Annotated in this window: 13 protein-coding genes; 8 read left to right on the forward strand and 5 right to left on the reverse strand. The window is 63.7% G+C overall.

The features are described from left to right. The first annotated feature begins 858 nt into the window (after positions 1–858). Complete coding sequence (locus LDN95_RS17790; protein ID WP_226018908.1) at positions 859–4,686, forward strand: GLUG motif-containing protein; 3,828 nt, start codon at positions 859–861, stop codon at positions 4,684–4,686. Positions 4,687–4,725: 39 nt separating this feature from the next. On the opposite strand, the gene LDN95_RS17795 is transcribed toward LDN95_RS17790, so the two are convergent. Then, positions 4,726–8,055 (reverse strand): calcium-binding protein, encoded by a 3,330-nt coding sequence (locus LDN95_RS17795; protein WP_226018909.1) that lies wholly within the window; start codon positions 8,053–8,055, stop codon positions 4,726–4,728. Positions 8,056–8,555: 500 nt separating this feature from the next. Here LDN95_RS17795 and LDN95_RS17800 point away from each other — a divergent pair, with 500 nt between their 5' ends. Next, on the forward strand, positions 8,556–12,455 hold the full coding sequence (locus LDN95_RS17800; RefSeq protein ID WP_226018910.1) for an SIR2 family protein: 3,900 nt from the start codon (positions 8,556–8,558) through the stop codon (positions 12,453–12,455). 108 nt (positions 12,456–12,563) lie between these two features. On the opposite strand, the gene LDN95_RS17805 is transcribed toward LDN95_RS17800, so the two are convergent. From LDN95_RS17805 to LDN95_RS17815, 3 genes are all read right to left on the reverse strand, one after another. After that, positions 12,564–13,598 carry a zinc-dependent alcohol dehydrogenase family protein gene (locus LDN95_RS17805; RefSeq protein ID WP_226018911.1) on the reverse strand — a complete coding sequence of 345 codons (1,035 nt, stop codon included), beginning with the start codon at positions 13,596–13,598 and terminating at the stop codon, positions 12,564–12,566. A 114-nt stretch (positions 13,599–13,712) separates the two neighbouring features. Next, a complete protein-coding gene (locus LDN95_RS17810) occupies positions 13,713–14,900 on the reverse strand; it encodes an MFS transporter (protein WP_226018912.1) in 1,188 nt (395 codons plus the stop codon). 200 nt (positions 14,901–15,100) lie between these two features. Continuing rightward, positions 15,101–16,480: an MFS transporter gene (locus tag LDN95_RS17815; RefSeq protein WP_226018913.1), complete on the reverse strand. Its 1,380-nt coding sequence runs from the start codon at positions 16,478–16,480 to the stop codon at positions 15,101–15,103. A gap of 83 nt (positions 16,481–16,563) precedes the next feature. Here LDN95_RS17815 and LDN95_RS17820 point away from each other — a divergent pair, with 83 nt between their 5' ends. Genes LDN95_RS17820 through LDN95_RS17845 form a run of 6 tightly spaced genes read left to right on the forward strand, consistent with a single transcriptional unit; the run spans position 16,564 to position 23,665 of the window. Further along, positions 16,564–17,715 (forward strand): aldose epimerase family protein, encoded by a 1,152-nt coding sequence (locus LDN95_RS17820; protein ID WP_226018914.1) that lies wholly within the window; start codon positions 16,564–16,566, stop codon positions 17,713–17,715. Beyond that, positions 17,712–19,493 carry an IlvD/Edd family dehydratase gene (locus LDN95_RS17825; RefSeq protein WP_226018915.1) on the forward strand — a complete coding sequence of 594 codons (1,782 nt, stop codon included), beginning with the start codon at positions 17,712–17,714 and terminating at the stop codon, positions 19,491–19,493. Before LDN95_RS17820 ends, LDN95_RS17825 begins: the two co-directional genes overlap by 4 nt. 14 nt (positions 19,494–19,507) lie before the next feature. After that, on the forward strand, positions 19,508–21,049 hold the full coding sequence (locus LDN95_RS17830; protein ID WP_226018916.1) for an aldehyde dehydrogenase (NADP(+)): 1,542 nt from the start codon (positions 19,508–19,510) through the stop codon (positions 21,047–21,049). Beyond that, positions 21,049–22,026, forward strand: coding sequence for an AraD1 family protein (gene araD1 / locus LDN95_RS17835; protein WP_226018917.1), 978 nt, complete (start codon positions 21,049–21,051; stop codon positions 22,024–22,026). Before LDN95_RS17830 ends, araD1 begins: the two co-directional genes overlap by 1 nt. Next, positions 22,023–22,949: a Gfo/Idh/MocA family protein gene (locus LDN95_RS17840; RefSeq protein ID WP_226018918.1), complete on the forward strand. Its 927-nt coding sequence runs from the start codon at positions 22,023–22,025 to the stop codon at positions 22,947–22,949. The genes araD1 and LDN95_RS17840 overlap by 4 nt, the downstream gene beginning before the upstream one ends. 20 nt (positions 22,950–22,969) lie before the next feature. Beyond that, positions 22,970–23,665 carry a FadR/GntR family transcriptional regulator gene (locus LDN95_RS17845; RefSeq protein ID WP_226018919.1) on the forward strand — a complete coding sequence of 232 codons (696 nt, stop codon included), beginning with the start codon at positions 22,970–22,972 and terminating at the stop codon, positions 23,663–23,665. 56 nt (positions 23,666–23,721) lie between these two features. Here the strand turns inward: LDN95_RS17845 and LDN95_RS17850 are convergent, their stop codons facing one another. Then, positions 23,722–24,264, reverse strand: coding sequence for a hypothetical protein (locus LDN95_RS17850; RefSeq protein WP_226018920.1), 543 nt, complete (start codon positions 24,262–24,264; stop codon positions 23,722–23,724). Between the last annotated feature and the right edge of the window lies 1 nt (position 24,265).

Genomic DNA, 24,265 nt, shown 5'->3' on the forward strand with positions numbered 1-24,265 from the left:
AATCCAACCCGATTGGTGACAGGATCACCTAGGTCGTAAACTCATAAATCGCGCCATCGAGGTTTGAAGCAAAACGGCTCAGTGCAAGGAGGGAAGGCGCAGGGATATGTCGATATCTCAAGCCTTTCCGACGCCGCAATGGGCCGTTTTGGTCAAACGAAGTTCACCGCAAGGTAAATCCCGAAGGGACACCCGAACGGCTTCGATCTCGAACGGAAGCAACCTTGGAAAGGCAACCAGCCTTCCCGGCGGTCGCTTCCGTCCGATATCTTCGCCGTTCGGGTGCCTCGATGGCGCGATTTATGAGTTTACGACCTAAACGAACCAGCAAGAGCTAGGCGGCGTGGAGGCTAACCGCTGACGCTTGGGCAACGTGGACATCTTCCACGAGGCCGTGAGGAAAATCTCCGCGCCGCCTAGACCTTATAACCAGATTCAATCCTCTTGAATGACAATTGACGAACCAGATCACACTCCATGAAAATTGACCATTTCTGTTAAAACGATGAAATATCCATCACTCAATCTCGTACACATTTGAGATCAAACAAGGCCTTTTTCGCCGAAATTTATTCTCAGAACTCGGCAAGGACGGCTCCCGATAAAGATCGGTCAGCTCAAAACTTGTTCGTCCAAGACATTTTCGATAAAAATGTTTTGAAAAGCCGTGAAACGTCGATAGTCTGCGCAACAATCAGAAACATACTGGGTCCACCCCATTGCCGCTCGAACCGACGTCCACCCGACCAATGCGTGGTCGGGTGGACGCTGGGCACGTTTGGCGGCGGGGACCGCTGTTACCACGCTTCTTCGACCTGAATGCCACGTGTTTCGCATAGTGCGCCCGGGGGATTTATCATGGGTTCGGTCCGTCTTGATCGTCGTTTGCGTCTTGCGTTGCTGGCCACCAGCGTGCTGGGCGGGGTTGTGGGTGCCACTGGTGCGCAGGCGCAGGCGCTGCCCACGGGGGGCAGTGTCAGCGCGGGCAGCGCCAGCATTTCGGCGCCCTCTGCGGGCACGCTGACCGTCACCCAGACCAGCGGCACCGATGTCGGCGGGCTGATCGGCTATGCGGAATCCATCACGACGAACCGGATCGCGGACAGTTTTGCGACTGGTTCGGTGACAGTTCTGGGAGGCGGGTACAATGTCGGCGGGTTTACCGGGCAGAGTCATGCCGTCCTCGATCACGTTTCAGCCACGGGCAATGTCACCGTCGGCAATTCTTCAAGCTGGGTTGGCGGGCTGGTCGGATATGCCAGCGGCAACTTCGCCGCTTCACGTGCAAGCGCAAGCGGTGCGGTTACTGCAGGGAATGGCGTCAGTGACATCGGCGGGCTGATCGGCCACTTTGAAGGCAAAGCGGTCGCGGGCATCTTCATCACCAGCAGCAGCGCTTCGGGAGCGGTCAAGGTCGGCGACAACGCCCAAAACATCGGCGGGTTAATCGGTGGCGTTCGCGGCGCGACGATTGCGTCGCTTGGCGCAAATGGCACCGTGACGACGGGTGTCAGTGCCAAGAATGTCGGCGGGCTGATCGGCTCCATCGGTGCACCGCTCTACTTTCCCGCGCCGACCACGTTTGCCGCGTCAGTGACCGGCAGCAACGCCAGCGGCGCTGTCACCGTGGGCGATGGATCGAGCTATGTCGGCGGATTGCTGGGCTGGTACGACGCGTCGGCCAGCGCTACCGTTACCGGAGAGCTGACCAACAGCAGTGCCTCGGGCGCCATTAGCGCAGGCAGTTCGGCCAACTATATCGGCGGTCTGGTGGCCTGGACAAATGCCAAGACCGTTGCTGGCGTTTCAGCCAAGGGCAATGTGACCGTCACCAACGGGGCGAATTACGTCGGCGGCCTGATCGGCAAATACGACGGAACCGGCACGATCACGTCCAGCCTCGCGATCGGTGCGATCAATGCAGGCGCGTCCAGCTACGCTGTCGGCGGACTGTCGGGATCGGTGATCGGTGCCGCACTGAGCGCGGACACCGCAACCGGTCTGGTGATGACGGGCGATGCCAGCACCTCGATCGGCGGACTGATCGGCGAATTGCGTGGCGGGTTAATCACGGGCAGTTCCGCCAGCGGCGCGGTGACTACGGGCAAGACCAGCAACAACGTCGGCGGGTTGGTAGGCATCGGCATATCGTCGAGCATCGCCACCAGCAACGCGCGGGGCGCGGTAACGACCGGGTTCGAATCCTATTATGTCGGCGGGCTGGCTGGTGGGTTGGGCATCGGCGACATCACCTCGTCCTATGCGTTGGGTGCGGTCACCGGCAGCCACGAGGTCGGCGGACTGGTCGGTAGCGGCGACGGCGGCACGATCACCAACAGCTTTGCCAAGGGCGTCGTTACCCAGATCGGCACTCTCGATGTCCAACCTTATGCCAACATCGGCGGGCTGATCGGCATGAGCAGCATGACCCTGCTGAACGACTATGCCCGCGGTGATGTGCGAGCAAACAGCAAAGTGGCTTCCATCGGCGGGTTGATCGGCCGACAGGACGGCTCTGCGGCCGTGACCGGGTCATGGGCGTCGGGCAACGTTTCCTTCTTTAACGGCACGGACGTCGGCGGGCTGATCGGCCATTTCGAAGGCACCGGCACGGTGAAGTCCAGCTTTGCCAGCGGAGCGGTCACTGGCAGCAGCAGCGGAACCGGCGTCGGCGGGCTGATCGGCCTGTTCAAGGGCGCAGGCACCGTCACAAAGAGTTACGCCATCGGCGCGGTCACCGTTGCAGGGGTCGGGAATCAGGCGGGCCAGGGGCGAGGCGATGGGCTTGGCGGGCTGATCGGCCACGTCGACGGCGGCACCGTGACCTCGAGCAGCGCCAGCGGCAACGTGTCGGTGGACGCGGGTTCGAACAACGGTGGCCTGATCGGTGCGATCGAGAATGGTTCGATCAGCGCCAGCGGCGCGACCGGAAAAGTGGCGATAAGCAACGGTGGATCGCGCTACGATAATGTCGGTGAAAATACCGGTGGGCTGGTAGGACTGGCCTCGAATTCATCGATTTACAACAGTTCCGCGCGCGGCGACGTGCTTACCGTCAGCACCCGATTTGTCGGCGGGCTGGTAGGGAAGATCACCAAAGGCGACATCGTCGGATCGAACGCGATCGGCGCGGTTTCCGGCCTTTGGGCCGTCGGCGGACTGGTCGGTGGCGGCAGTGGTGGGACGATTTCCGACAGCTTTGCCAAAGGCGGCGTTCAGGGCATCAAGTCGAGCCTTACGGCCACGTCCGGTTACATCGGCGGATTCATCGGCAACTCGGCGATGACGCTGAAAAACGATTTTGCCACCGGCGCAGTGCAGACTTGGGGAACGACGCCTGAAGTCTTCGCGGTTGGCGGGCTGGCTGGCTATGCCACTGGGGAAATCAGCCAATCCTACGCCACCGGCAGCGTGACAACCGTTGCGGGCGGCGCGTATGGGATTGGCGGTCTGATCGGTCAAACCGAAAACGCAACGGTGACCAATTCCTACGCTCTGGGCACGGTGACCGGCCTTAAGAGTGTAGGCGGATTGATCGGCTCGCAGATCGGCGGATCGCTGGCGGTCACCCGGTCTTTTGCCAAAGGTCAGGTCAGCGGCAGCGTCAATGTCGGCGGCCTGATCGGCGGGATCGGCACCGACGCAGCGATCGTCAGTTCGTTTGCCACCGGCGGCGTCGTGTCGACATACGGCGACGGTTCGTATTTTGGCGGGCTGGTCGGGTTTGCCGATTCAAAGGTGTCGGCCGGTTCCGGGGCCAAGACTCCGTCGATCACCTATTCCTTTGCCACGGGCACGGTGACGGCCAGCGGGAGCGCCCAGTTCGTCGGCGGACTGGTCGGCGGCATCAACGGTGTAATCGGCGCATCGTATGCCACCGGTACGGTCTCCACAGGCGCCAAGTCGGCGTTCGTCGGCGGGCTGGCCGGCCGATTGACCGGCGGGGCAAGCCGGGCTTATGCTACCGGTCCGACCAGCACGGGAGACAGCAGCAACGCCGTCGGAGGGCTGATCGGCGGCATTGTCAGCACGACCACATATAGCGCAAAGTTAATCGAAACTTACGCGATCGGGCAAGTCAGCACTGGAACGGGCAGCACCAATGTCGGCGGCCTGGTCGGGTCGGCGGACGCAGCGACGGTCATCGAAAAGTCGATATGGAACACCCAGACCTCGGGCCGGGCGAACATGTGCGGCACGTCAGGACTCCTCGCCTGCACCAACGCTTCGGGCAAGACCACAGCGCAGATGACCGACTACACGCAGGCAAGCACGACGTATGCCGGGTGGGACTTCACCTCGGTCTGGTCGCCACCCTCGCAGACGGGGCAGAACGGGCAGAGCGGCACCTACTATCCCCAGCTCTATGCCCTGACCCCGGTGGTCGTGGCCAATCCGAGCAGTGCCACACGCAGCGTTGGCGCGGCCAATCCCGCGTTCGGCGGAACGATCCTGGCGGGGGGGCCTGCGGTCTACCTGTTCGATGCGGCGGGCGACACCTTGCCGGTGGCCAATCTGTTCAGCACCACGGCGGACGGCACGACGGGCGCGGGCACTTACGCCATCGGCCCCAATGGCTCCGCCAAATCGACTCTGGGCATCAGCTATCGCGTGATCGTGACTGTCCCTGCAACGCTGACGATTACCCCGGCGGGAGGGAATGCCGCTGCGCCCAAGGTGCCATAGGCACCGCGCTCGCCTTGGCGAAGGCGGCTATGATCAGCCTCAAATCCACAGCGGCGTGCCGTCGGGCACGAACTGGAAATCGGCGGCGGTCAGCGCGGACAGCTTGACGTTGTCGAGCTCGATATGAAAGTTCGGGCCAAGGTCGATCAGCACGTTGGCGCCGCTTTGCACCGCTGCCGCCTTCACTTCGGCAAATGTGTCGAAAGCGGGCGTTGCGCGCAGGCGGATGACGTCGTCGGTGCCCCCGGCGGTGAAGTCGGTGATGACCCAGCTCAGCGTGCCGTCATAATCGGTCACTCCGGCATAGGCGAGATTGGCCGAAATGGTCGGATCAAGCACGAACGTGTCGTTGCCTGAGCCACCGGTCAACCGGTCGAACGCGCCATCTGACACCAGCACGTCGTTCCCGGCTCCACCGTCGAGCCGGTCACCATCGACATAGAAATCGGCAATGTTGATGCCGTGATCGATCAGCGTGTCGTTGCCCGCAAGACCTGAAAGCACGTCCTCGCCGCTGCTGCCGTCGATGCGGTTGTCCAGCGCGTTGCCGACCAGCACGTCGCGGCCGATGCTGCCGGTGATGTTCTCGAAGTTGGCGGGCGCGCCAATGGCCGACAGATCGACCGCGCTGCCGTAATAAGTCGCGATCGCGATATCGACCGATGCGCCGGTGGCCGTGGTTATCGTGGCGGTATCAGGCGCAATCTCGAAATATTCGGTGATCAGCGTGTCGATACCCGCGCCACCGTCGAGCGTGTCCGAGCCATCACCGAAATAAACCGTGTCATTGCCGCCCCCGGCCTTGACGATGTCCGCGCCATCGCCGCCGTTGAACACCTCGGCGCGATCGCTGCCGATCAGCGTATCGTCCAATGCCGTGCCGATGACGCCCTCGATCGAGACGTAGATATCGGTGGCAGCGGCGGCGGTGTTGACTCCGGTGGCGAAGTTGACGGTGACCGGCGCCAGCGCGCGCGCATAGGACACCATGTCGATCCCCGCCCCGCCGTCGAGCACGTTGAGCGCGGTGTTGCCGATGAGGATATCGTCGAAAGCACTGCCTTTGATGTTTTCGACATTCTTGATGACGTCGCCCGCTGCATCGCCGGTATTGTCTACGGTCGCCCGCAACGAGATCGTCAGCCCCGCAGCGCTGTCGGCATAGCTGACCGTGTCAATGCCCGCGCCGCCGTCGATCGTGTCGGCCCCCGCGCCGCCGCTGATCGTGTCATTGCCGTCACCGCCCGAGATCGTGTCGCGCCCGGCACCACCGGCCAGATCGTCGGCCCCCGCGCTGCCGGTGATGATATCATTGAACGCAGATCCAATCACGCCTTCGATGCCGGTGAACGTATCGCCCAGCGCATCGCCCGCGCTGCCGCTGCCAGTGGCCAGATTGACAGTGACCGCCGCCTTTGCGGTCGAATAGTCGACCCGGTCGAACCCTGCGCCGCCGTTGATGATGTCCTTGCCCGCTCCCGGTCGCAGGATGTCGTCGCCGCCATTGCCGGTCAGCGTGTCGTTGCCGTCGTTGCCGACAAGGATGTTGGCCAGCTCGTTACCGGTCAGCACATCATCGAATGCACCGCCTTCGGCGCGGACGATCGCGGTGATCGTGTCACCGGTGGCATCGCCGCCAGTCACCGTCTGCAAGTCAAGCCGAACGATGACCGCCGCCGCCGAACCGACATAGCTGACGCCATCGTCGCCGCCGCCGCCGATCAGCTTGTCCGCGCCCGCGCCGCCGGTCAGCCAGTCGTTGCCGAGCCCGCCGTTGAGCGTGTCATCCCCTGCGTCGCCCAGCAGCACGTCATCGCCGCCAAGGCCGTTGAGCGTATCGTTGCCGCCTTCGCCTGCAAGACGGTTGCCCATTCCATCGCCCGAAATCGTATCGGCAAAGGCAGTTCCGGTGACGTTTTCAATCGAGACATACGTGTCGCCGGTAGCATCGCTGCCCGCACCATTGGCAGCGGCATTGCCCAGATTGACCGAAACAGCCGTGCTTGCGCCTGCATAGCTGGCGGTATCGCTGCCGCTGCCGCCATCCAACGCGTCGGCCCCGACACCACCGATCAGCACGTCGTCGCCCAGCCCGCCCAGCAGGTGGTCGGCTCCGCCCAGCCCTTCGAGTTGATCGTTGCCGATCCCGCCGGTGATCGTGTTGGCCAATTCGTTGCCGACGCCGTTGAAGCCCGCCGCCGTATCGCTTGCCCGTGCGAGGTTCTCGAAGTTGGCCAGCAGCACATAGCGCGCAAGGCCCGACACGAAGACGGTGTCGGTGCCTGCTCCGGCCGCCTCGATCACGACGTCGCTGGCAAGGTCGACGACATAAGTATCGTCGCCAAGGCCACCGTCCATGCGATCGTTGCTGCCGCCGCCGTCGAGCCAGTCGTTGCCCGCGCCACCGGTGAGTTGGTCGCTATCGAACCCGCCGATCAGCACATCGTCGCCAAGCCCGCCGTCAAGCTGGTCAAGCCCCGCACCCCCGGTCAGCGTGTCATTGCCATCGCCGCCTGCCAGGATGTCGTTGCCATCGCCCCCGTTGAGCGCATCGTTGCCGCCATCGCCCTTGAGCGTATCGTTGCCGCCATCGCCGAACAGCGTGTCGTTGCCGTCGCCCCCGCTCAGGCCATCGCCATCGTCGCCGCCGTACAGCAGATCGGCACCTGCGCCGCCGTCAAGCGTGTCGACCCCGGCAAACCCGCGCAACGTGTCATCCCCGCCCAGCCCGGTCAGGACGTTGGCCGCCGCATTGCCGCTGATCAGGTTGCCCAGATCGTTGCCGGTGCCGTTGAGCGCCGCCGTGCCGATCAGGTCCAGATCCTCGACAAACGCACTCAGCGTGTAACTTGCGGCCGCATGGACCAGATCGCGGCCGCCGCCGGTCAGTTCGACGATCTTGTCGGCGGTGTTGTCGATGGCATAGACATCGTCGCCGGTGCCCCCGGTCATCGTGTCGACGCCCGCGCCGCCGTCGAGCCAGTCGCTGCCCGCGTTGCCGGTCAACTGATCGGCCCCGCTGCCGCCCAGCAGGATGTCGTCAAGCGCACCGCCGACCAGCGTCTTGGCGGTGGTGGCAAGGCGCGCGCTCTGGACATGCCAGGTCCTGGTCAAGGTCAAGTCACTGAATTCACCGGTGACCGACACGTCGAGGGTCTGCACAGCCTCCCCCGCCGTCAACGCGACCGAGGCGACGATCGTGCCGCTGTCGACCAGCGACGGGGCGGATTCGACAAAGCTGCCGTTGGGAAAAGTCAGCGTGGAATAGGAATCGAGCAGGTGCTCGGGCGAGGCATAGTCTGTGTAGCCGTCGATATAGCTCTGGGTGATCGTCAACTTCTTCAGCACGGAGTCGACGGAAAGAGACATCCCATTGAAATACGAAGAATAATAGGAAACCGTCATTACAACACACCCCGGCCTTGCGGCTTTTGCGACCCGATCATCGGCTTGGAACCGATTTGCAACCACCCACCGCCGCCCACGCGAGCGCCGACTTCAGCATAATGTCCCGGCGATGAGATTCAGGCTTGTCGCCGCAATTTGTGACAAGCGTCTTGCACAGGCGGTTCAAAACGACCCTGCCGATTGAGGCGGCTGAGTCTGGGCGTACTGCGGCAAGACGGGTGGCAGGCATACGGCGCTGGCGAACTGGGACCGGCGATCGATGTATGGTTCGATCGTGATGAAACGACTGCGCCTGCATAAAAGGGCTGGCCTTGACCAATACATGGCCTATCCAAGTAAAGGGCAATGAGGCGGGGTCAATCGTGTCGATCGATGATCTGAACAATCAAACATATCTTTCAAAAATATACTTCAACGAATCCAGCCTGAAGTCATTCGCGCTGCAAGAGTTCGTTCGGTCTGTGCGCAGCGGACGGCTGACCGCATTCATCGGATCGCTCGTCACCGAAGAGCTTGGCTATCCCAAATGGAAAGAACTGCTCCGCGATATCGGCATTGCGGCGGGCGCATTGCCCGCTCCCAAGGAAGTGATCAAACAATTCGAAGAGGAGTTGTGGAAATGGCTCAGCGCCGAAATGGCGGCGAACTCGGCCTTTGATGCGCGCATTGCCGCCAGCGTGATCGGCCACTGGTTCGACCACCGCACCGGACGGCGCAGCAGCCGCGTCGATCTGAACAAGATGATTGCCGCAGGACTGGCCGACTACAAGACCAAGCAACGCAAGCCGGGCGGCGATGCCATTCTCAGGGCGCTGATCGAGGACTTGCAGATAAAGCGATTCATCACGACCAATTACGACGTCGAGATCGAGGCCTCGCTCGCCCGCTTGCTACCGCAGGAGGTCCATCAGCATTTCGGCACATTGCCCGAAGTCAGGGGCGATTCTGGCACCGAACGCAGCGCCGACGAACAAGCCGCACTTGGCCGCCGCGCACCCGAAGGTGAACGGATCAAACTGGCAAACGGACTGGTCATTGCAAGCGATGCCTTTCAACGCGAGCGGCTTGACCGGCTCATCGAGTTTTCGCTCGGATCGACGCAGACCGATCTGCATGTGCTGCACTTGCATGGCAGGATCGACAAACCCGAAACGATGGTCATCAGTTATCGCGACTATGACCGCATCTACCGCCGCGCAGGAGCGACGCGCGCGCCGTTCGAACAGACGCTGGCCATGCTCCATTCCAGCAATCCGGTGCTGTTCGTAGGGCTTGGCATGAAAGAGCCCGAACTGAACGAGGCACTGGAATACCTGATCGGCAATCAGCCTTTCAAGGGCGTGGGCCGCCGCTTTCTGCTGTGGTCCCCGCCTCAGGCGCGCAAAACCGTCCCAGCCGACAAGGTCCGCGCCGCGTTCCGTCTGGAAAAGCTCCACAAGCTGGGCGTGCTGACGATCTTCAACGACGAGATCGCTGAAGCGGCAAGCCTTGCCGGGGCACAAGTCGCCGACGATGCAGGTCCGTCCGACATAGCGGGTGGGCTGGCGAACGCGATCACCAACCTCGGCCGCCATTTCACCGCGACCAAGCAGGCGCGATCGCGCAAGCCGAACGCCATCGCCTGGCGTGACGTCGACTTCAGGCGCAACCTGACGCGCGACACGCTGATCTACACCTGGCAATTCCAACGCAAGGTCGAGGCCAGCACATTTACTACCACGCCGCGTCCGTCGGTTACGCGCGACGATCTCGCAAAGCACTGCCTGACCGTGCTGACCACACGACCCGGCACCGGCAAAGGCCGCGCAGCGACCGATCTGACACTGAACTGGGCGTATGAATGGTCAGGCCAAGGGCCTGTCCTCAACCCCGACGGCCCAGTGCTGCTGGTCAACATGAGCCTCCGGCTCGATACCGATTCGGCCCTGGAACTGATCTATCTGTTTCTGGGCCGCATTTCGGCAAAGCCAGACTATCGCAACCGCTGCCGCAGTCGCGAGCGCGAGTTCCTCGCCAACGATGGAGCGCTGTTTTATTGCGCCGAACCCGCCTCCGACCAGACATCACGCATCGCTCCGCTGATCGTATTCAAGGGGCTAGAGCGCTTGTTCAACAAGGGCGGTGTTCCGCTCAGCGCCGAAATGGACCGCTTCTTTCGCGCCTATCTCGTTGCGGCAATCAAGGGACCACCTGCTGCCAGTACGGTCGCAACCGACGCGGAAGTCACCGACCCGCTCGCAATCTGTCCGCTAGTGGTGTTCGGAACCCGCCGCATTCGCACCTATTTCCGCCGCCTTGAAACGCAGGTCCGGGCCCAGCTTGGCGTGCCGGAACAGGCGCGGACAATCACCGCAGCCCTCGCTCGTTCACGGCCCGGACCGACCCCATCCGAGCGGGCGGACCGGATCATCAAGGTCGATCGCGACGATCGTGAACCCCAAGGCTACCTTGGCACCTTGCGCAAGTCCTTCCAGCTCGACGGTTCCAGTCCGCCGCTACTTCTGGCCAACGACCGGGCCTTTGCGCGCGAGACATATCGCGGCGTTTTTGCATCGCAGCGCTTTCAGCGGGCTTTCGACCCGAACACGGACCACGGCAAAGTCGCCTTTGCGGTGCTGACAGTGATGGCCTTCATCGGCCAACCGGTCGAACCGCACGTGCTGTTCCACGCGCCGCGCGTGGAACGCTTGCTGAAAGCTTTGCCGGTCGACGAGCGCCGGCGCATGCTCGACGCCGTGATCGAACGTCTTGCCAGCGATGAATTCCGGCTGATCTTCAAGATCGGCAACCCGGTCGGCGATCGTTTCGAGCTAAAGCCCACCAATGGCTTCGCAATGGACCGTTATGCGCTGCACATGTCCTTGCAGGCCGAATTTCGCGAACGGTATGGCGTGCCACTGTCCGAAGCCGTGCTGTCGACCTCGTTCAACATGGCGCTTTACGTAGCGCAACCCGCCGACGGAGCCGTTGCCGAACCGGAAATTCACGACGAACTGGGCCGACTGATCGACTGGCTCATCGGCGCCTATCGCGATGCGGACACCTACGATCCGAACCATGCCCTGCTGCCGGGCGAGGAATCAGGTCCGCGCCGGCGCGCGCGGCCCCACATCGCGGCATGTCTGCGTGGTGCGCTGGCGATCGTTCGCGGGTTCTATTCGACTTCGGCGCTGCTCTCGCTCGATCTGGGCAACCGACTGATCGACGAACAACGCGACGGAGCACTGACCGAACATGCCAGTCGGCTCGAACGGCTGATTACGGCGGTCGAAGATCAGGGGAAGGCGCGCGAGGAGCTGGCAACCCTACTGTCGACGCGCGGCAACAGTCCCGGCGCTGTGCGCGCCGAACTCGGGCCGGGCGCGATCTATCGCGATGAACTGGTCTGGCTCTACAACGAATTGGGGGTGGTCAAGCTGGCGCAGGGCGACATGTACGAGGCGCGCGTCAATCTGAACGAGGCCGACCGGATCAACGCGCGCGAAGTCGAGTTCGCCTGCCGCAGCCACAACTGGCGGCGGATCTGGCTCAACCTGATCCTTGTCGATATCGAACGCGGCAAGCTGTCCGCCGCCGAAGACCGCGTCGCCCGCATCGAAAACAGTTTCGATGACAAGAACATGGTCGAAAGGATCCGCAAGGTCTTGAGCAACGTCACCCCCGGGGTGGTACCGAAGCTGCCGTTGTCGATCTCGCACGAGGATTGTCTGTCGGCGGCATTGACCACCGGCTTTCGCGCGCTGATCATGTTCCTGCGCGGTGAGCTCAACCCGGCCGAAGGCATGTTCGCGCTGGCCATTGCGATGCTCGAATACCTCGATGAGCAGCGCGCCTGCGCCTTTTTCCGACGGCACTGGGCGGCGCTGCAATATATCACCAGTGGCTCGGCGCAGGGTTCGACCCAAGCCAAGCTGGCGATTGCCGTGGCCGAATCGGTACAGCAGATGGACATCGTCTATGGCGCCAAGATCGTCCGCGCGCTGGAACTGGCCGACAGCTCCGATGCAGGCAGTCGGCGCGAGGCGATGGTCACGCTGACCCGTGCGATCGAATTCGCCACCGAGACCGATCTGCACCGGATCGCGATCGAGGCGCGGCGCAACCTCGCCCGGCTGAAGCTCAACAACGGCGATCTGGAAAGCGCACTGGAACATGCCTCGATCGCCGCGGCGCTGGCCGGGCGTTATGGCATGACGCTCTACAAAGTCACGATCCGGATCATGCTGGGCCAGATCCTACACGCTCGTGGCACCCGCGACGCCGCCGACGCAATGATCAGCAATGCCATCGGCGAGGCCGGTCGCATCGGTTACCAACGCGCTATCGAGGCCGCCCAGTTCGCCCGCGCCCGATTGCGATAGGCGACAAAACGGCGGCCTTGCACCTTGCGTTCCGGGAGCAGCAATCAGGCAAGCGCATCGGGCGGGATGTCTGACCCGGTGTGCTTGCCTGTCGATCTCATCCTACGATCAGGGTCGGATCATGACCTTCAGCGCGGTACGGGCGTTCATGGCCTCATAGCCATCAGGCACGCCGTCCAGATCGACCGTACGGTCGAACACCAGCCCCGGCTCGATGCGCCCTTCGACGATATCGGGCAGCAGTTCATCGATATAGGCGCGAACCGGCGCTGGACCGCCACCGACGGTGACGTTGTGATAGAACATCATTTGCGCGCCCGGAACGACATCGTAGTGCGGCACACCGACGCGGCCGACCGCACCGCCTGCACGGACAATGCCCATCGATGTGTCCATCGCCTGCGCCGTGCCGACGCATTCCAGCACCGATTGGACCCCAATCCCGCCAGTCAGCGCACGAACACGCGCAACGCCTTCTTCGCCGCGCTCGCTGACGACTTCGGTCGCCCCGAAGCGCCGAGCCAGATCGAGCCTCGCCTCATGCCGGCCGAGGATGATGATCTGCTCTGCGCCCAGCCGCTTTGCCGCGATCACGCCGCACAGGCCCACCGCACCATCGCCGATCACGGCGACCGTACCGCCCCGCCGCACGCGTGACGTGACCGCAGCATGGTGGCCGGTGCCCATCACGTCAGACAACGTGAGCAACGAAGCCATCAGCGCATCGTCTTCGCCCACCGGCAGCGGATAGAGCGTTCCATCGGCAAGCGGCACGCGGAGCGCTTCGGCCTGGGCGCCGCCAGCTTCGCCGCCGTTGCCGAAGAAGCCACCATGGGTGCAGGCCGTCTGCAACCCCTCTTCGCAAAAGAGGCAATCTCCGTCAGAATAGGCAAAAGGCATGATCACCACCTGCCCCGGCTTGATCCGCTGAACGTCGCTGCCCACTGCCAGAACCACGCCGATCGCCTCATGTCCCATCTGCTGGTTCACGACATTGGGGCCGCCGTTGTAGGGCCACAGATCGCTGCCGCAGATGCAGGCACGGGTGATGCGGATCAGCGCGTCGGTGGGAGCGATGATGGCGGCATCGGGCACGTTCTCGATACGCACGTCGTGTACGCCGTGCATGACGGTAGCTCGCATGATGGTATCCTTTATTTGCTGGTTCACCGACAAAACGGTCGGCTTTGAAGACATGTTCCATCCGCACAACGGCGCGGCCGTCGAGCGCTTCGGAAAAAGCGGTACGGTTGCGGTTCATCGCCTGCTTGCACGACGGACTGGAGCGGTTCCCGAAGCCCCCGCCGCACCCAGAAGGGCCGCGCTTGCCAACAAGGCGCCCCCGGCAAGAAAGCAGGCGCCGTAGCCCAGCGCATCGAAAAGTATGCCGCCACCACCTGCGCCAAGCGTGATAGCCAGTTGGACAACAGCCACCATCAATCCGCCACCCGTTTCGGCATCGTCGGGCAAGGTCCGGGCCAACCAGGTCCACCACGCGACCGGAGCGGGCGTGCCGACGAAGCCCCACAACAACAGCAGTCCACCTGCGGCCAGCGGGTTGGTCCCTGACACGACCAGCAGGACCGCGATCGCGGCCAACGCCAGCGAAGGCGCAGTCAGCGCTGCATCAAGGCTATACCGCACCAGCCGACCGATCAGGATGTTGCCGAGGACACCCGCCAGGCCCATGCCCAACAGGACCAGCGACAGCAGCGAGACGGATAAGTGTGCCCGTTGCTCAAGAAACGGGCGGAAATAGGTGAATACTGCGAATTGCCCTGCAAACATCAAGAACACCGCAGCCATACCCTTGCGCACCGCCGGTCGTGCCAGCAGGGCAAGGGAATTGGCAGGCGGGCGCTGCCCTGCCGGTCGCATCGGCGGAAGCGTCAGCCATTGCCAGGCGAACGTCAGCGCGGCCAGTGGAACCACCAGAAAGAACGCCCAGCGCCAGCCGACAAACTGGCCGATGAAGCTGCCGAGCGGCGCGGCGATGGTCGTCGCCAGCGCGTTGCCACCGTTCAGCACGGCCAGCGCACGAGGGACGTCTTGCGCGGGAACAAGGCGCATCACCGTTGCCGCCGACATCGACCAGAAGCCGCCGATCACCACACCCACCAAGGCCCGCCCCAGCATCAGCATCGCGTAGTTTCGCGCTCCGGCGACCATGAGGCCGGACACCAGCATCAGCAATGTCAGCCCAAGCAAAAGGTGGCGGCGGTCCGCCAGCGCGCTTATCCGGGCGACTACAAGGCTGGTGATCACCGCAAACAGGCCCGAAATCGAGATTGCCTGCCCTACTTCCCCTGCGGAAAGGCGCAGGTCCGCAGCGATCGGGGTGAGCAGGCTGACAGGCATGAACTCGGACGCGATCAGCGTCGAGACGCACAGCGTCAGGGCAAGGACAGCGCTCCAGCGTGCCGGGGGTTGTTCCGCTGCGTTCATGCACACTGCAATAGCGCGGACAGGGCGGCCGCATTAGCCACCGCATGATTGACGCCTCGATGAATCAGATTCATCAATCGAACCATCACCAGCCCGACGGTCGCGCCTCACCCACGAACTCGACCAACCGGCCCAGCCAGCCCGCTCAGGCCTGCCCACATAGGCCCAGCCCACAAAGCCCTTGTGCTGCCGTGGCTGCATCAATGACCCGCGGCGATGCCCTCTTCGATGGCGTGCGTCGGCGCGTGGCGGCAGGCGCGCGCGAACCACAGTACAAACAGATAGCAGCCCAGCGGAACGACAAAGGCAAGCGAGCGCGCACCGACCGTTACACTGCTTGCGAACAGATCGATCACCGCGCCGTAGAGGATCGAGATGAACCCGCCGCCGCAAATCGCCATGCACATCAGACCGGAGGTAGCCGAGGCGGGCGCAGTCGACCGCTCGAGCGTCAGCGTGAAGATGGTCGGAAACATGATCGAGTTGAACAGACCCAGAAAAATTGCCGCAATCGCCGGCAGAAAGCCCATGGTGATCGGCGCCACGAAGCCACCCGGAAGGGTAACGGTCCCGCCAAGCGGCGTGGCCGCATTGCCATAAGTAGCAATCACGATCAGGCAGAGTGCCGACGCACCCGCTCCGACCAGCGCCAGCAGCGAGGTTGCCGGAACGTGGCGCAACAATACGCTGCCGCCGAACCGCCCGACCATGGCCAGCAGCATGAAGATCGGTGCAACGTAGCCTGCGGTCTGCGAGGGGATGTTCAGGATCTGGGGCTGTTCGAGGAAGAAGATCATCCCCGAGATGACGCAGACTTCCGCGCCGACGTAGAGGAATATCGCGAGCGCGCCGAGGTTGGCCCAGCGCGATTTCAATGCCGCCAGCGGCGATTCACCAAGCGCCGGGATGGCAGGCGCGTGGGCCGATATCGTTCCGCGCACCAGCAGAACCGCCCCGATGAACAGTACCAACGCCACCGCGATCAGGAAGTAGACTTCGGTGACGAACGATAACCCCTCGGCCTTGAGCGCGTCGGTCAGCACGACATTCTTGACGAACAGATCGCCCTTGAGGAGGTAGGTTGCGCCAAAGATTCCGCCGACATAGGCGCCGAGCGAATTGAACGCCTGGCTGAGATTCAAGCGGAAGTGGGAGCTTTTCCGGTCGCCCATCGAGGCGATCAGCGGATTGGCTGCAACCTGCAGCAGCGTGATGCCCGACGCTGCCACGAACAGCCCGATCAGCACTGTGACGAAGCTGTGCGAAAGGCTTGTCGACCATGCGATCAGGCATCCCGCCACCACGCCGATCAGGCCAAGCACGATCGAATTGGCGTAGCCACGCCGCGACAGATACCAGGCCGCCGGGATCGACATCACACCGTACGCGATGAAGAACGCAAACTGGTTCAACTGCGTCTCGAAGTCCGAGAGCGTGTAGATCACCTTCATGCTTTTCACGAGCGGGTCGATCAGGTTGGTCACGAACGCCCAGATGAAGAACAGCACGGTGACGAACACCAGCGCCGTGGCCAGCCGTGAGCGCCGCTTCCCCTCAACGTCCCCTGTCGTGCTTGTCATTGCGATTTATCCCCACCCGATACCTGTTGCATTTGTATGAGTATATCGGCAAGAAGAGGTGGTCAAGACGAACGGGAGGCAGGATGATCGTGTCGCGGACAGCGCAACAGTCGGCCTTGGCCTTGAGTCTGATGGTCGCCTGCACAGGCACCGCCCATGCGGCCAGCGCCGAACGAGCTGCGGCTGGCGCGCTCAAGGACGGAACAGCGGTCGAAGCGATCACGCTGCGCAACGCCAATGGCGTAGTGGCCCGCATCCTGTCGTACGGCGCGACGCTTCAGTCGCTCGTCGCCCCAGACCGCAAGGGCCAGCCGGCGGACATCGTTCTGGGGCATCAGACCCCCGCCGATCAGGAGGCAAGGCGCACCTTTTTCGGTGCCACCATCGGGCGGGTCGCCAACCGGATCGCGGGCGCCCGCTTCACGCTCGATGGCGTTGCCTATTCCATCGACAAGAACGACGGGCCCAATGCGCTGCACGGGGGCGGACAAGGATTCGATCGGGCCAACTGGAGCGTGGCAAGGCTGGTCAGCGGCCCGGTCGCCTCAGTCGTGCTGACCCACCACAGCCCGGACGGCGATATGGGCTATCCCGGCAACCTTGACGTCACGGTGACTTATTCGCTCGACGAACAAGGCAACCTGGGCATCGTGTTCGAAGCGACGACCGACCGGACGACGGTCGTGAACATGACCAATCACGCTCTGTTCAATCTGGCCGGAGACGGTGCGCCGCAGGGAGCCATGCTGCAACGGCTGACGATTCCCGCCGCGCGCTACACGCCGGTCGATGAAACCCTGATCCCAACGGGTGAACTGCGATCCGTGAACGGCAGTGTATTCGACTTCCGCAAGGGCCGGGTTCTGGCTGCTGGCGCGCGCGATGCCACCGATGCGCAGATCGTTATCGGCCACGGCTATGACCACAATTTCGTGCTCGACAAGGGCCAGACCGCGACACCGGAACTTGCCGCACGGCTCGAAGATCCAGCCTCGGGCCGCGTTCTCGAAGTGCTTTCGACCGAACCTGGATTGCAGCTCTATACCGGCAATTTCCTCGACGGCACAGTGATCGGGAAAGGCGGCCACTTGTACCGCATGGGCGACGGCATCGCGCTCGAGCCCCAGAAGTTTCCCGACACGCCGAACCGGCCTGCGCTCGGCTCGGTCCGGGTCGTTCCCGGCAAGCCCTATCGGCACGCCATGATCTACCGCCTTTCGGTGAGCAAACGATGACCAAACTGCGTTCCGCCGCCTGGTTCGACAATCCGGCCAACATCGACATGACCGCGCTCTATCTTGAGCGCTATCTGAACTTCGGCATCAGCCTTGACGAATTGCGCTCGGGCCGCCCGATCATCGGCATCGCGCAGACGGGATCGGACCTCAGTCCATGCAACCGCCACCACCTCGTGCTTGCCGAACGGGTGCGCGAGGGCATTCGCGAAGCGGGCGGCGTACCACTCGAATTTCCGGTCCACCCGATCCAGGAAACCGGCAAGCGCCCGACGGCAGGCCTCGACCGCAATCTTGCCTATCTCGGTCTGGTCGAGGTGCTCCACGGCTATCCGCTCGACGGCGTCGTGCTGACGATCGGCTGCGACAAGACCACACCGGCCTGCCTGATGGCGGCGGCCACGGTGAACTTGCCCGCCATCGCGCTGTCGGTCGGGCCGATGCTCAACGGCTGGCACAAGGGCGAGCGCACCGGCAGCGGGACCATCGTGTGGAAGGCCCGCGAGATGCTCAGCCGGGGCGAGATCGACGATGCCGGGTTCATCAAGCTGGTCGCCAGTTCCGCCCCCTCCACCGGCTATTGCAATACCATGGGCACGGCCACCACGATGAATTCACTGTGCGAGGCGCTCGGCATGTCACTGCCCGGTTCCGCCGCGATACCGGCGCCCTATCGCGACCGTCAGGAAAATGCCTATCGCACTGGCTTGCGCATCGTCGACATGGTTCGCGAGGACATCAAGCCTTCCGACATCATGACTCGCGATGCCTTCCTGAATGCCATCGTCGTCAATTCGGCCATCGGTGGTTCGACCAACGCGCCGATCCATCTGGCAGCGATCGCGCGGCATATGGGCGTCGATCTGCCCCTGCGCGACTGGCAGGACCATGGGCACAAGGTGCCGCTTCTCGTCAATCTGCAACCAGCCGGGGACTATCTGGGCGAGGACTATTATCACGCCGGAGGGGTACCTGCGGTCACCGGCCAGCTTATCGAGCAGGGCTTGATCCGCGAAGGAGCGATGACCGTCAATGGCCGCACCATCGGTGAAAACTGCCGGGGCGTGGCCATCGAGGACGAAAAGGTCATCCGTCCTTTCACCTCACCTCTGCGCGAGAATGCCGGGTTCCTCGTCCTGTCGGGCAATCTTTTCGACAGCGCGATGATGAAAACCAGCGTGATCTCGCCCGAATTTCGCGCGCGCTACCTTAGCAATCCCGACGATCCCGAGGCGTTCGAAGGCCCAGTGGTCGTGTTCGATGGGCCTGAGGACTATCACGCACGGATCGACGATCCGGCGCTGGCGATCGATGCCACCACGTTGCTGGTGATGCGCGGTGCCGGGCCGATCGGCTATCCCGGCGCAGCCGAGGTCGTCAACATGCGCGCCCCGGCTTATCTGCTGCGCGAAGGCATTGCGGCCCTGCCCTGCCTCGGCGACGGGCGGCAGTCCGGTACATCGGGCAGCCCGTCAATCCTCAACGCCTCACCAGAGGCGGCGGCAGGCGGCGGGCTGGCGCTGCTGGTTACGGGCGACCGTGTCCGCATCGACCTGAAGCGCGGAACCGCCGACGTGCTGATCGACAACGCCGAACTCGCCGCGCGCCGGGCTGCGCTGGAAGCCACCGGCGGCTATCCGTTCCCGCCGTCGCAAACACCGTGGCAGGCGATCCAGCGCGCGGTCGTCGGCCAACTGGCCACCGGCGCCATTCTCGAAGGGGCCGAAGCGTTTCAACGCATCGCCCAGACGCGCGGCCTGCCGCGCGACAACCACTGACCGGGAGTTCCTGTGTGACAATCGATGGCTCGATCCTGATCGGCGCGCGCGACGTGCGCCATGAAGCGGTGTTCCACGCGGTGGAGGCCGCCAGCGGCGCCGCCTTGCCCCAGCCCTTTGCCGAGGCGACCGAAACCGATGTCGCCGCCGCTTGCGCGCTGGCAGCAGCCGCATCGGACCAGTTCGGCTCCTTGTCGCCTGCCGATCGCGGCGCGTTCCTTGACGCTGTGGCAAGCGCGATCGAGGCCATCGGCGACGTCCTCATCGAAACCGCGATGAACGAGACCGGTCTGCCGCGCCCCCGTCTGGAAGGCGAACGCGGCCGCACGACCGGTCAGTTGCGGTTGTTTGCCGCCGAACTGCGCGATGGCGGCTGGCTCGATGTGGTGATCGATCCGGCAATGCCCGACCGGGTGCCGCCGCGCGCCGACTTGCGCCGGATGAACGTCCCGCTCGGGCCGGTTGCCGTGTTCGGTGCGTCGAATTTCCCGCTCGCCTTCTCGGTCGCGGGCGGCGACACCGCAGCAGCCTTTGCGGCTGGCTGCCCGGTCGTGGTCAAAGGGCACCCGGCGCACCCCGGAACCGGCGAACTCGTCGCTCGCGCAGTCCGGTCGGCGGTTCAGGCCTGCGGCTTGCCCGAGGGGGTGTTTTCCTATCTGCCCGGCCGCGCGAACGCGCTTGGCGGCGCACTGGTCGCCGATCCACACATCCGCGCCGTCGGCTTTACCGGATCGCGCAGCGGTGGCCTTGCGCTGGCCGAGATCGCCCGCCAGCGCGCCGAACCCATCCCGGTCTTTGCCGAGATGAGCAGTGTCAACCCGGTCGTGCTGATGCCGTTCGCGCTAACCACGCGTGCCGAAGCGCTGGGCGCGGCCTTCGTCGCATCGTTGACGCTTGGTGCGGGGCAATTCTGCACCAATCCCGGTCTGGTGATCGCGCTGGACGGGCCCGATCTCGACCGCTTTGTCGCGGCGGCAGCAAGCGCGCTGGCTGCGGCGCCACCCCAGGCAATGCTTACGCCCGGTATCCGGGCCGCCTATAATGCGGGCGTTGCAGCGCTCGATGGCAATCGCGCGGCACAGCGTGTCGGCCCCGGCGCGCTGTTCGAAACGACAGCGGAGCAGTTCATCGCCGATCGCTCGCTTGGCGATGAAGTGTTCGGCGTTTCGTCGGTGGTGGTGCGCTGCGCCGACCTCGCCCAATTGGCGCAAGTGCTTGCCAGCCTTGAAGGCCAGTTGACCGCCACGCTCCATCTCGACCCGGACGATACCCCTCACGCCGCTCCGATCCTCGCATTGTTGCAGGCAAAGGCTGGCCGCGTGCTCGCCAATGGCTGGCCGACCGGCGTCGAGGTTGCCCATGCGATGGTCCACGGCGGCCCTTATCCAGCGACCACTGACGGCCGGACGACATCGGTCGGAACGTTGGCGATGGCGCGCTTCGTGCGCCCAGTCTGCTTTCAGGACATACCCGACGCGCTGCTGCCTCCTGCGCTGCAGGCCGCAAACCCGTGGCATATCCCGCGCCGGATCGATGGCAAAAGGGAGACGATCTGATGCGCTCGCTGCTGCAATTCAGCCAGAATGGTGCGCGCGGTGTTGCCGTGCTGGACGAAACGGGCGGCATCTGGCGGCTGACCGGCGCGTCATCGACCCGCGAACTGGCGCTGCGAGCCGCATCCGAAGGCGTGTCCTTGCGCGATCTGGCCGAGCGCCTTGCGGCAGACGCCATCGACCCGGCGAATGTAACGCTGCTAACGCCGATCGATCACGTCGATCCGGCCCATCTGCTGGTGTCCGGGACCGGGCTGACGCACCTCGGCTCTGCCGAAGGGCGCGACAAGATGCACCGCGCGGCAGCGTCGGGCGAAACGCTGACCGATTCGATGCGGATGTTCCTGATGGGTCTGGAAGGCGGCAAGCCCGAGACCGGCGAAATCGGCGTCCAACCCGAATGGTTCTACAAGGGCGACGGCGATATCCTGGTCGCGCCGGGTGCACCGCTGACCGCCCCCGGCTTTGCCGAGGATGGCGGCGAAGAGCCCGAGATCGCCGGGGTCTATCTGATCGACACAGACGGCAATCCCTTGCGGCTGGGCTTTGTGCTGGGCAACGAGTTCTCCGACCACATCGTCGAGCGGACCAACTATTTGTGGCTCGCGCATTCCAAGTTGCGGCAGGCCGCGCTCGGACCCGAACTGCTGCTCGGCGAACTGCCCGCCAGCGTGCAAGGCACCAGCCGTATCCTGCGCGATGGCCAGTTGCTGTGGGAAAAGCCCTTCCTTTCGGGCGAGGCCAACATGTCGCACAGTATCGCCAACCTTGAACATCATCATTTCAAGAATGCTCCGTTCCGACGCGCGGGCGACCTGCATGTCCATTTCTTCGGCACGGCAACGCTCTCGTTCAGCGACGGAGTAACGACGCAGGACGGCGACATTTTCGAGATCTTGGCCGATGCGTTCACGTTGCCGGTCCGCAACCCGCTGGTGCGCGAAACCGGCTCCGCTGCGGTGAAAGTCCGCGCGCTGTGAAGGACATTCGCCTTGGGCTGGTCGGGCTGGGCAAGATCGCGCGCGACCAGCACCTTCCCGCCATCGCGGCCACCAACGGTATCGATCTGGTTGCTGTCGCCAGCCGCAATGCCACGGCGCAAAGCGTGAACAACTACCCCGATCTGACGGCGATGCTGGCAGGCGAACCTGACCTTGACGCGATCGTCCTGTGCCAGCCGCCTCAAGCACGGTACGCGGCCGCGCTGATCGCGCTCGCCGCAGGAAAGCACGTTTTTCTGGAAAAGCCGCCGGGGGCAACCGTGTCAGAGGCGCAGGCCCTTGGCGCGCTGGCAGCCGAACAGCGCGTCACCCTGTTTGCAAGCTGGCATTCGCGGTATGCCGCAGCCGTGGCGACCGCAAAAGGCTGGGTCGCCGCCAACGCCCCGCGACGCGTGCGCATCGATTGGAAAGAGGACGTGCGGCACTGGCACCCCGGACAGGAGTGGATCTGGGAGCCGGGCGGTTTCGGCGTGTTCGACCCGGGCATCAACGCCCTGTCGATCCTGACCGAAGTGATCGGCGTGCCGGTGCGGCTGGTCGATGCGGACCTGGACAAGCCCGCAAACCGCCAGACCCCTATCGCCGCGCGGCTGATGCTGGAAACAGCGAACGGCGTACCGATCCATGCGGAATTCGACTGGCGACAGACCGGGCCACAGACCTGGGACATCATGGTAGAAACGGGCGGGAAGAGCTTGATCCTGTCAGACGGGGGCAACAGGCTGACGATCGACGGAATTCCCCAGTCAATCGAACATGAGGCAGAGTATCCGGGCCTCTACCGCCGTTTTGTCGATCTGGTTCGCGCGCGGCAAAGCGATATCGATCTCGCGCCGCTGCAGATCGTGGCTGATGCCTTTCTTCGTGGTCGCTGGCACTCTACCGAGGCATTTGTGGATTAGTTTCGCGGGGGAATCGGGAATTGGGCAAGGCTGAACGCATCCATCAGGCGATCGCCCGCTCCCTTGGCACCGCCATCCTGACGGGCAAGTACCAGCCCGGTGACAGCTTCGAGGGCGAGATCGAACAATCGCTGGCGCTTGGGGTATCGCGCACGCCCTACCGTGAGGCCATCCGCATCCTTGTTGCCAAGGGGCTTATCGAAAGTCGTCCACGCGCGGGCACCCATGTAACGCAGCGTTCTCGCTGGAACCTGCTCGACCCTGACATTCTGGCATGGACGTTTTCGGGCGAACCGGATCAGGCCTTTGTCCGCGACCTGTTCGAACTGCGCGGGATCATCGAACCAGCCGCCGCAGCACTGGCCGCACAGCGCCGGACGGCCGCACAGATCGACACGATGCGTCAGGCTCTGGCAGCGATGCAGCATCACGGGCTGGCGGCAGACGAAGGTCGCGCGGCCGACCAGCGGTTCCATCATGCCGTGCTCGAAGCGACGCATAACGAAGCAGTTGCCTCGTTGGCCAGTTCGGTCGGCGCTGCCGTCGACTGGACGACCCGGTTCAAGCAGCGCCACCACGTGCTGCCGCGCGATCCCTTGCCAGAGCATCTGGCTGTCTTTCACGCCATCGAGGCGTCCGATGCCGGCGCAGCACGCAAGGCGATGGAAGAACTGCTGCGGTTGGCGCTTGACGATACCGCAGCCACGTTTGCGTGAAGCACGCCAAACCGACGGCCGGGCTCGTTCAAGCCCGGCCGTCACCAACCATCAATTCACGGCTTGGGTGCAGGTGCGGGTGCAGGTGCGGGTGCAGGAGTATCCATCTCGAACAAGTGCTTGTCCGCTGCCAGTTGCGTCTTGGCCTGTCGACCTTCGGCGCAGAACTTGGGTACATCGCGGTAATGCCCCGCCATGGCCCAGCCTGTGGCCATGCCGACATCCATCAGCAGGTTGTCGTTGAGGAACTTGATCCGCTCTGGCGAGAGGCTGGCTTCATCCGCCGGCTTGAAGGTTTCCAGCGCCTTCGCCAGCTTCACCTGATCGATTTCAAGCTCGTCGCACGACGCGGCCGCAGCGCTGTACCAGCCGATATACATGATCCGGCCGATTTCCTCGTCGCTCCACACCGGTTTGAGCAAAGTCAGCAGGCGCTTGGCGGCCTCGCGCTTCTTGGCACGCAAGGCCGGTGTGTCCTCGGGACCAAGCTTGGGCTTGGTGACGGCGGGCGGCGCGGCCACTTGCGCCAATGCCGGAATGGGAAGTGCGACAAGACCGACCAGCAGCGCAGGTATCGTCAGCATTTTGAAGCCGAGCATG

It is taken from the genome of Novosphingobium sp. FKTRR1 (assembly GCF_020404405.1).
Classification (GTDB): Bacteria; Pseudomonadota; Alphaproteobacteria; order Sphingomonadales; family Sphingomonadaceae; genus Novosphingobium.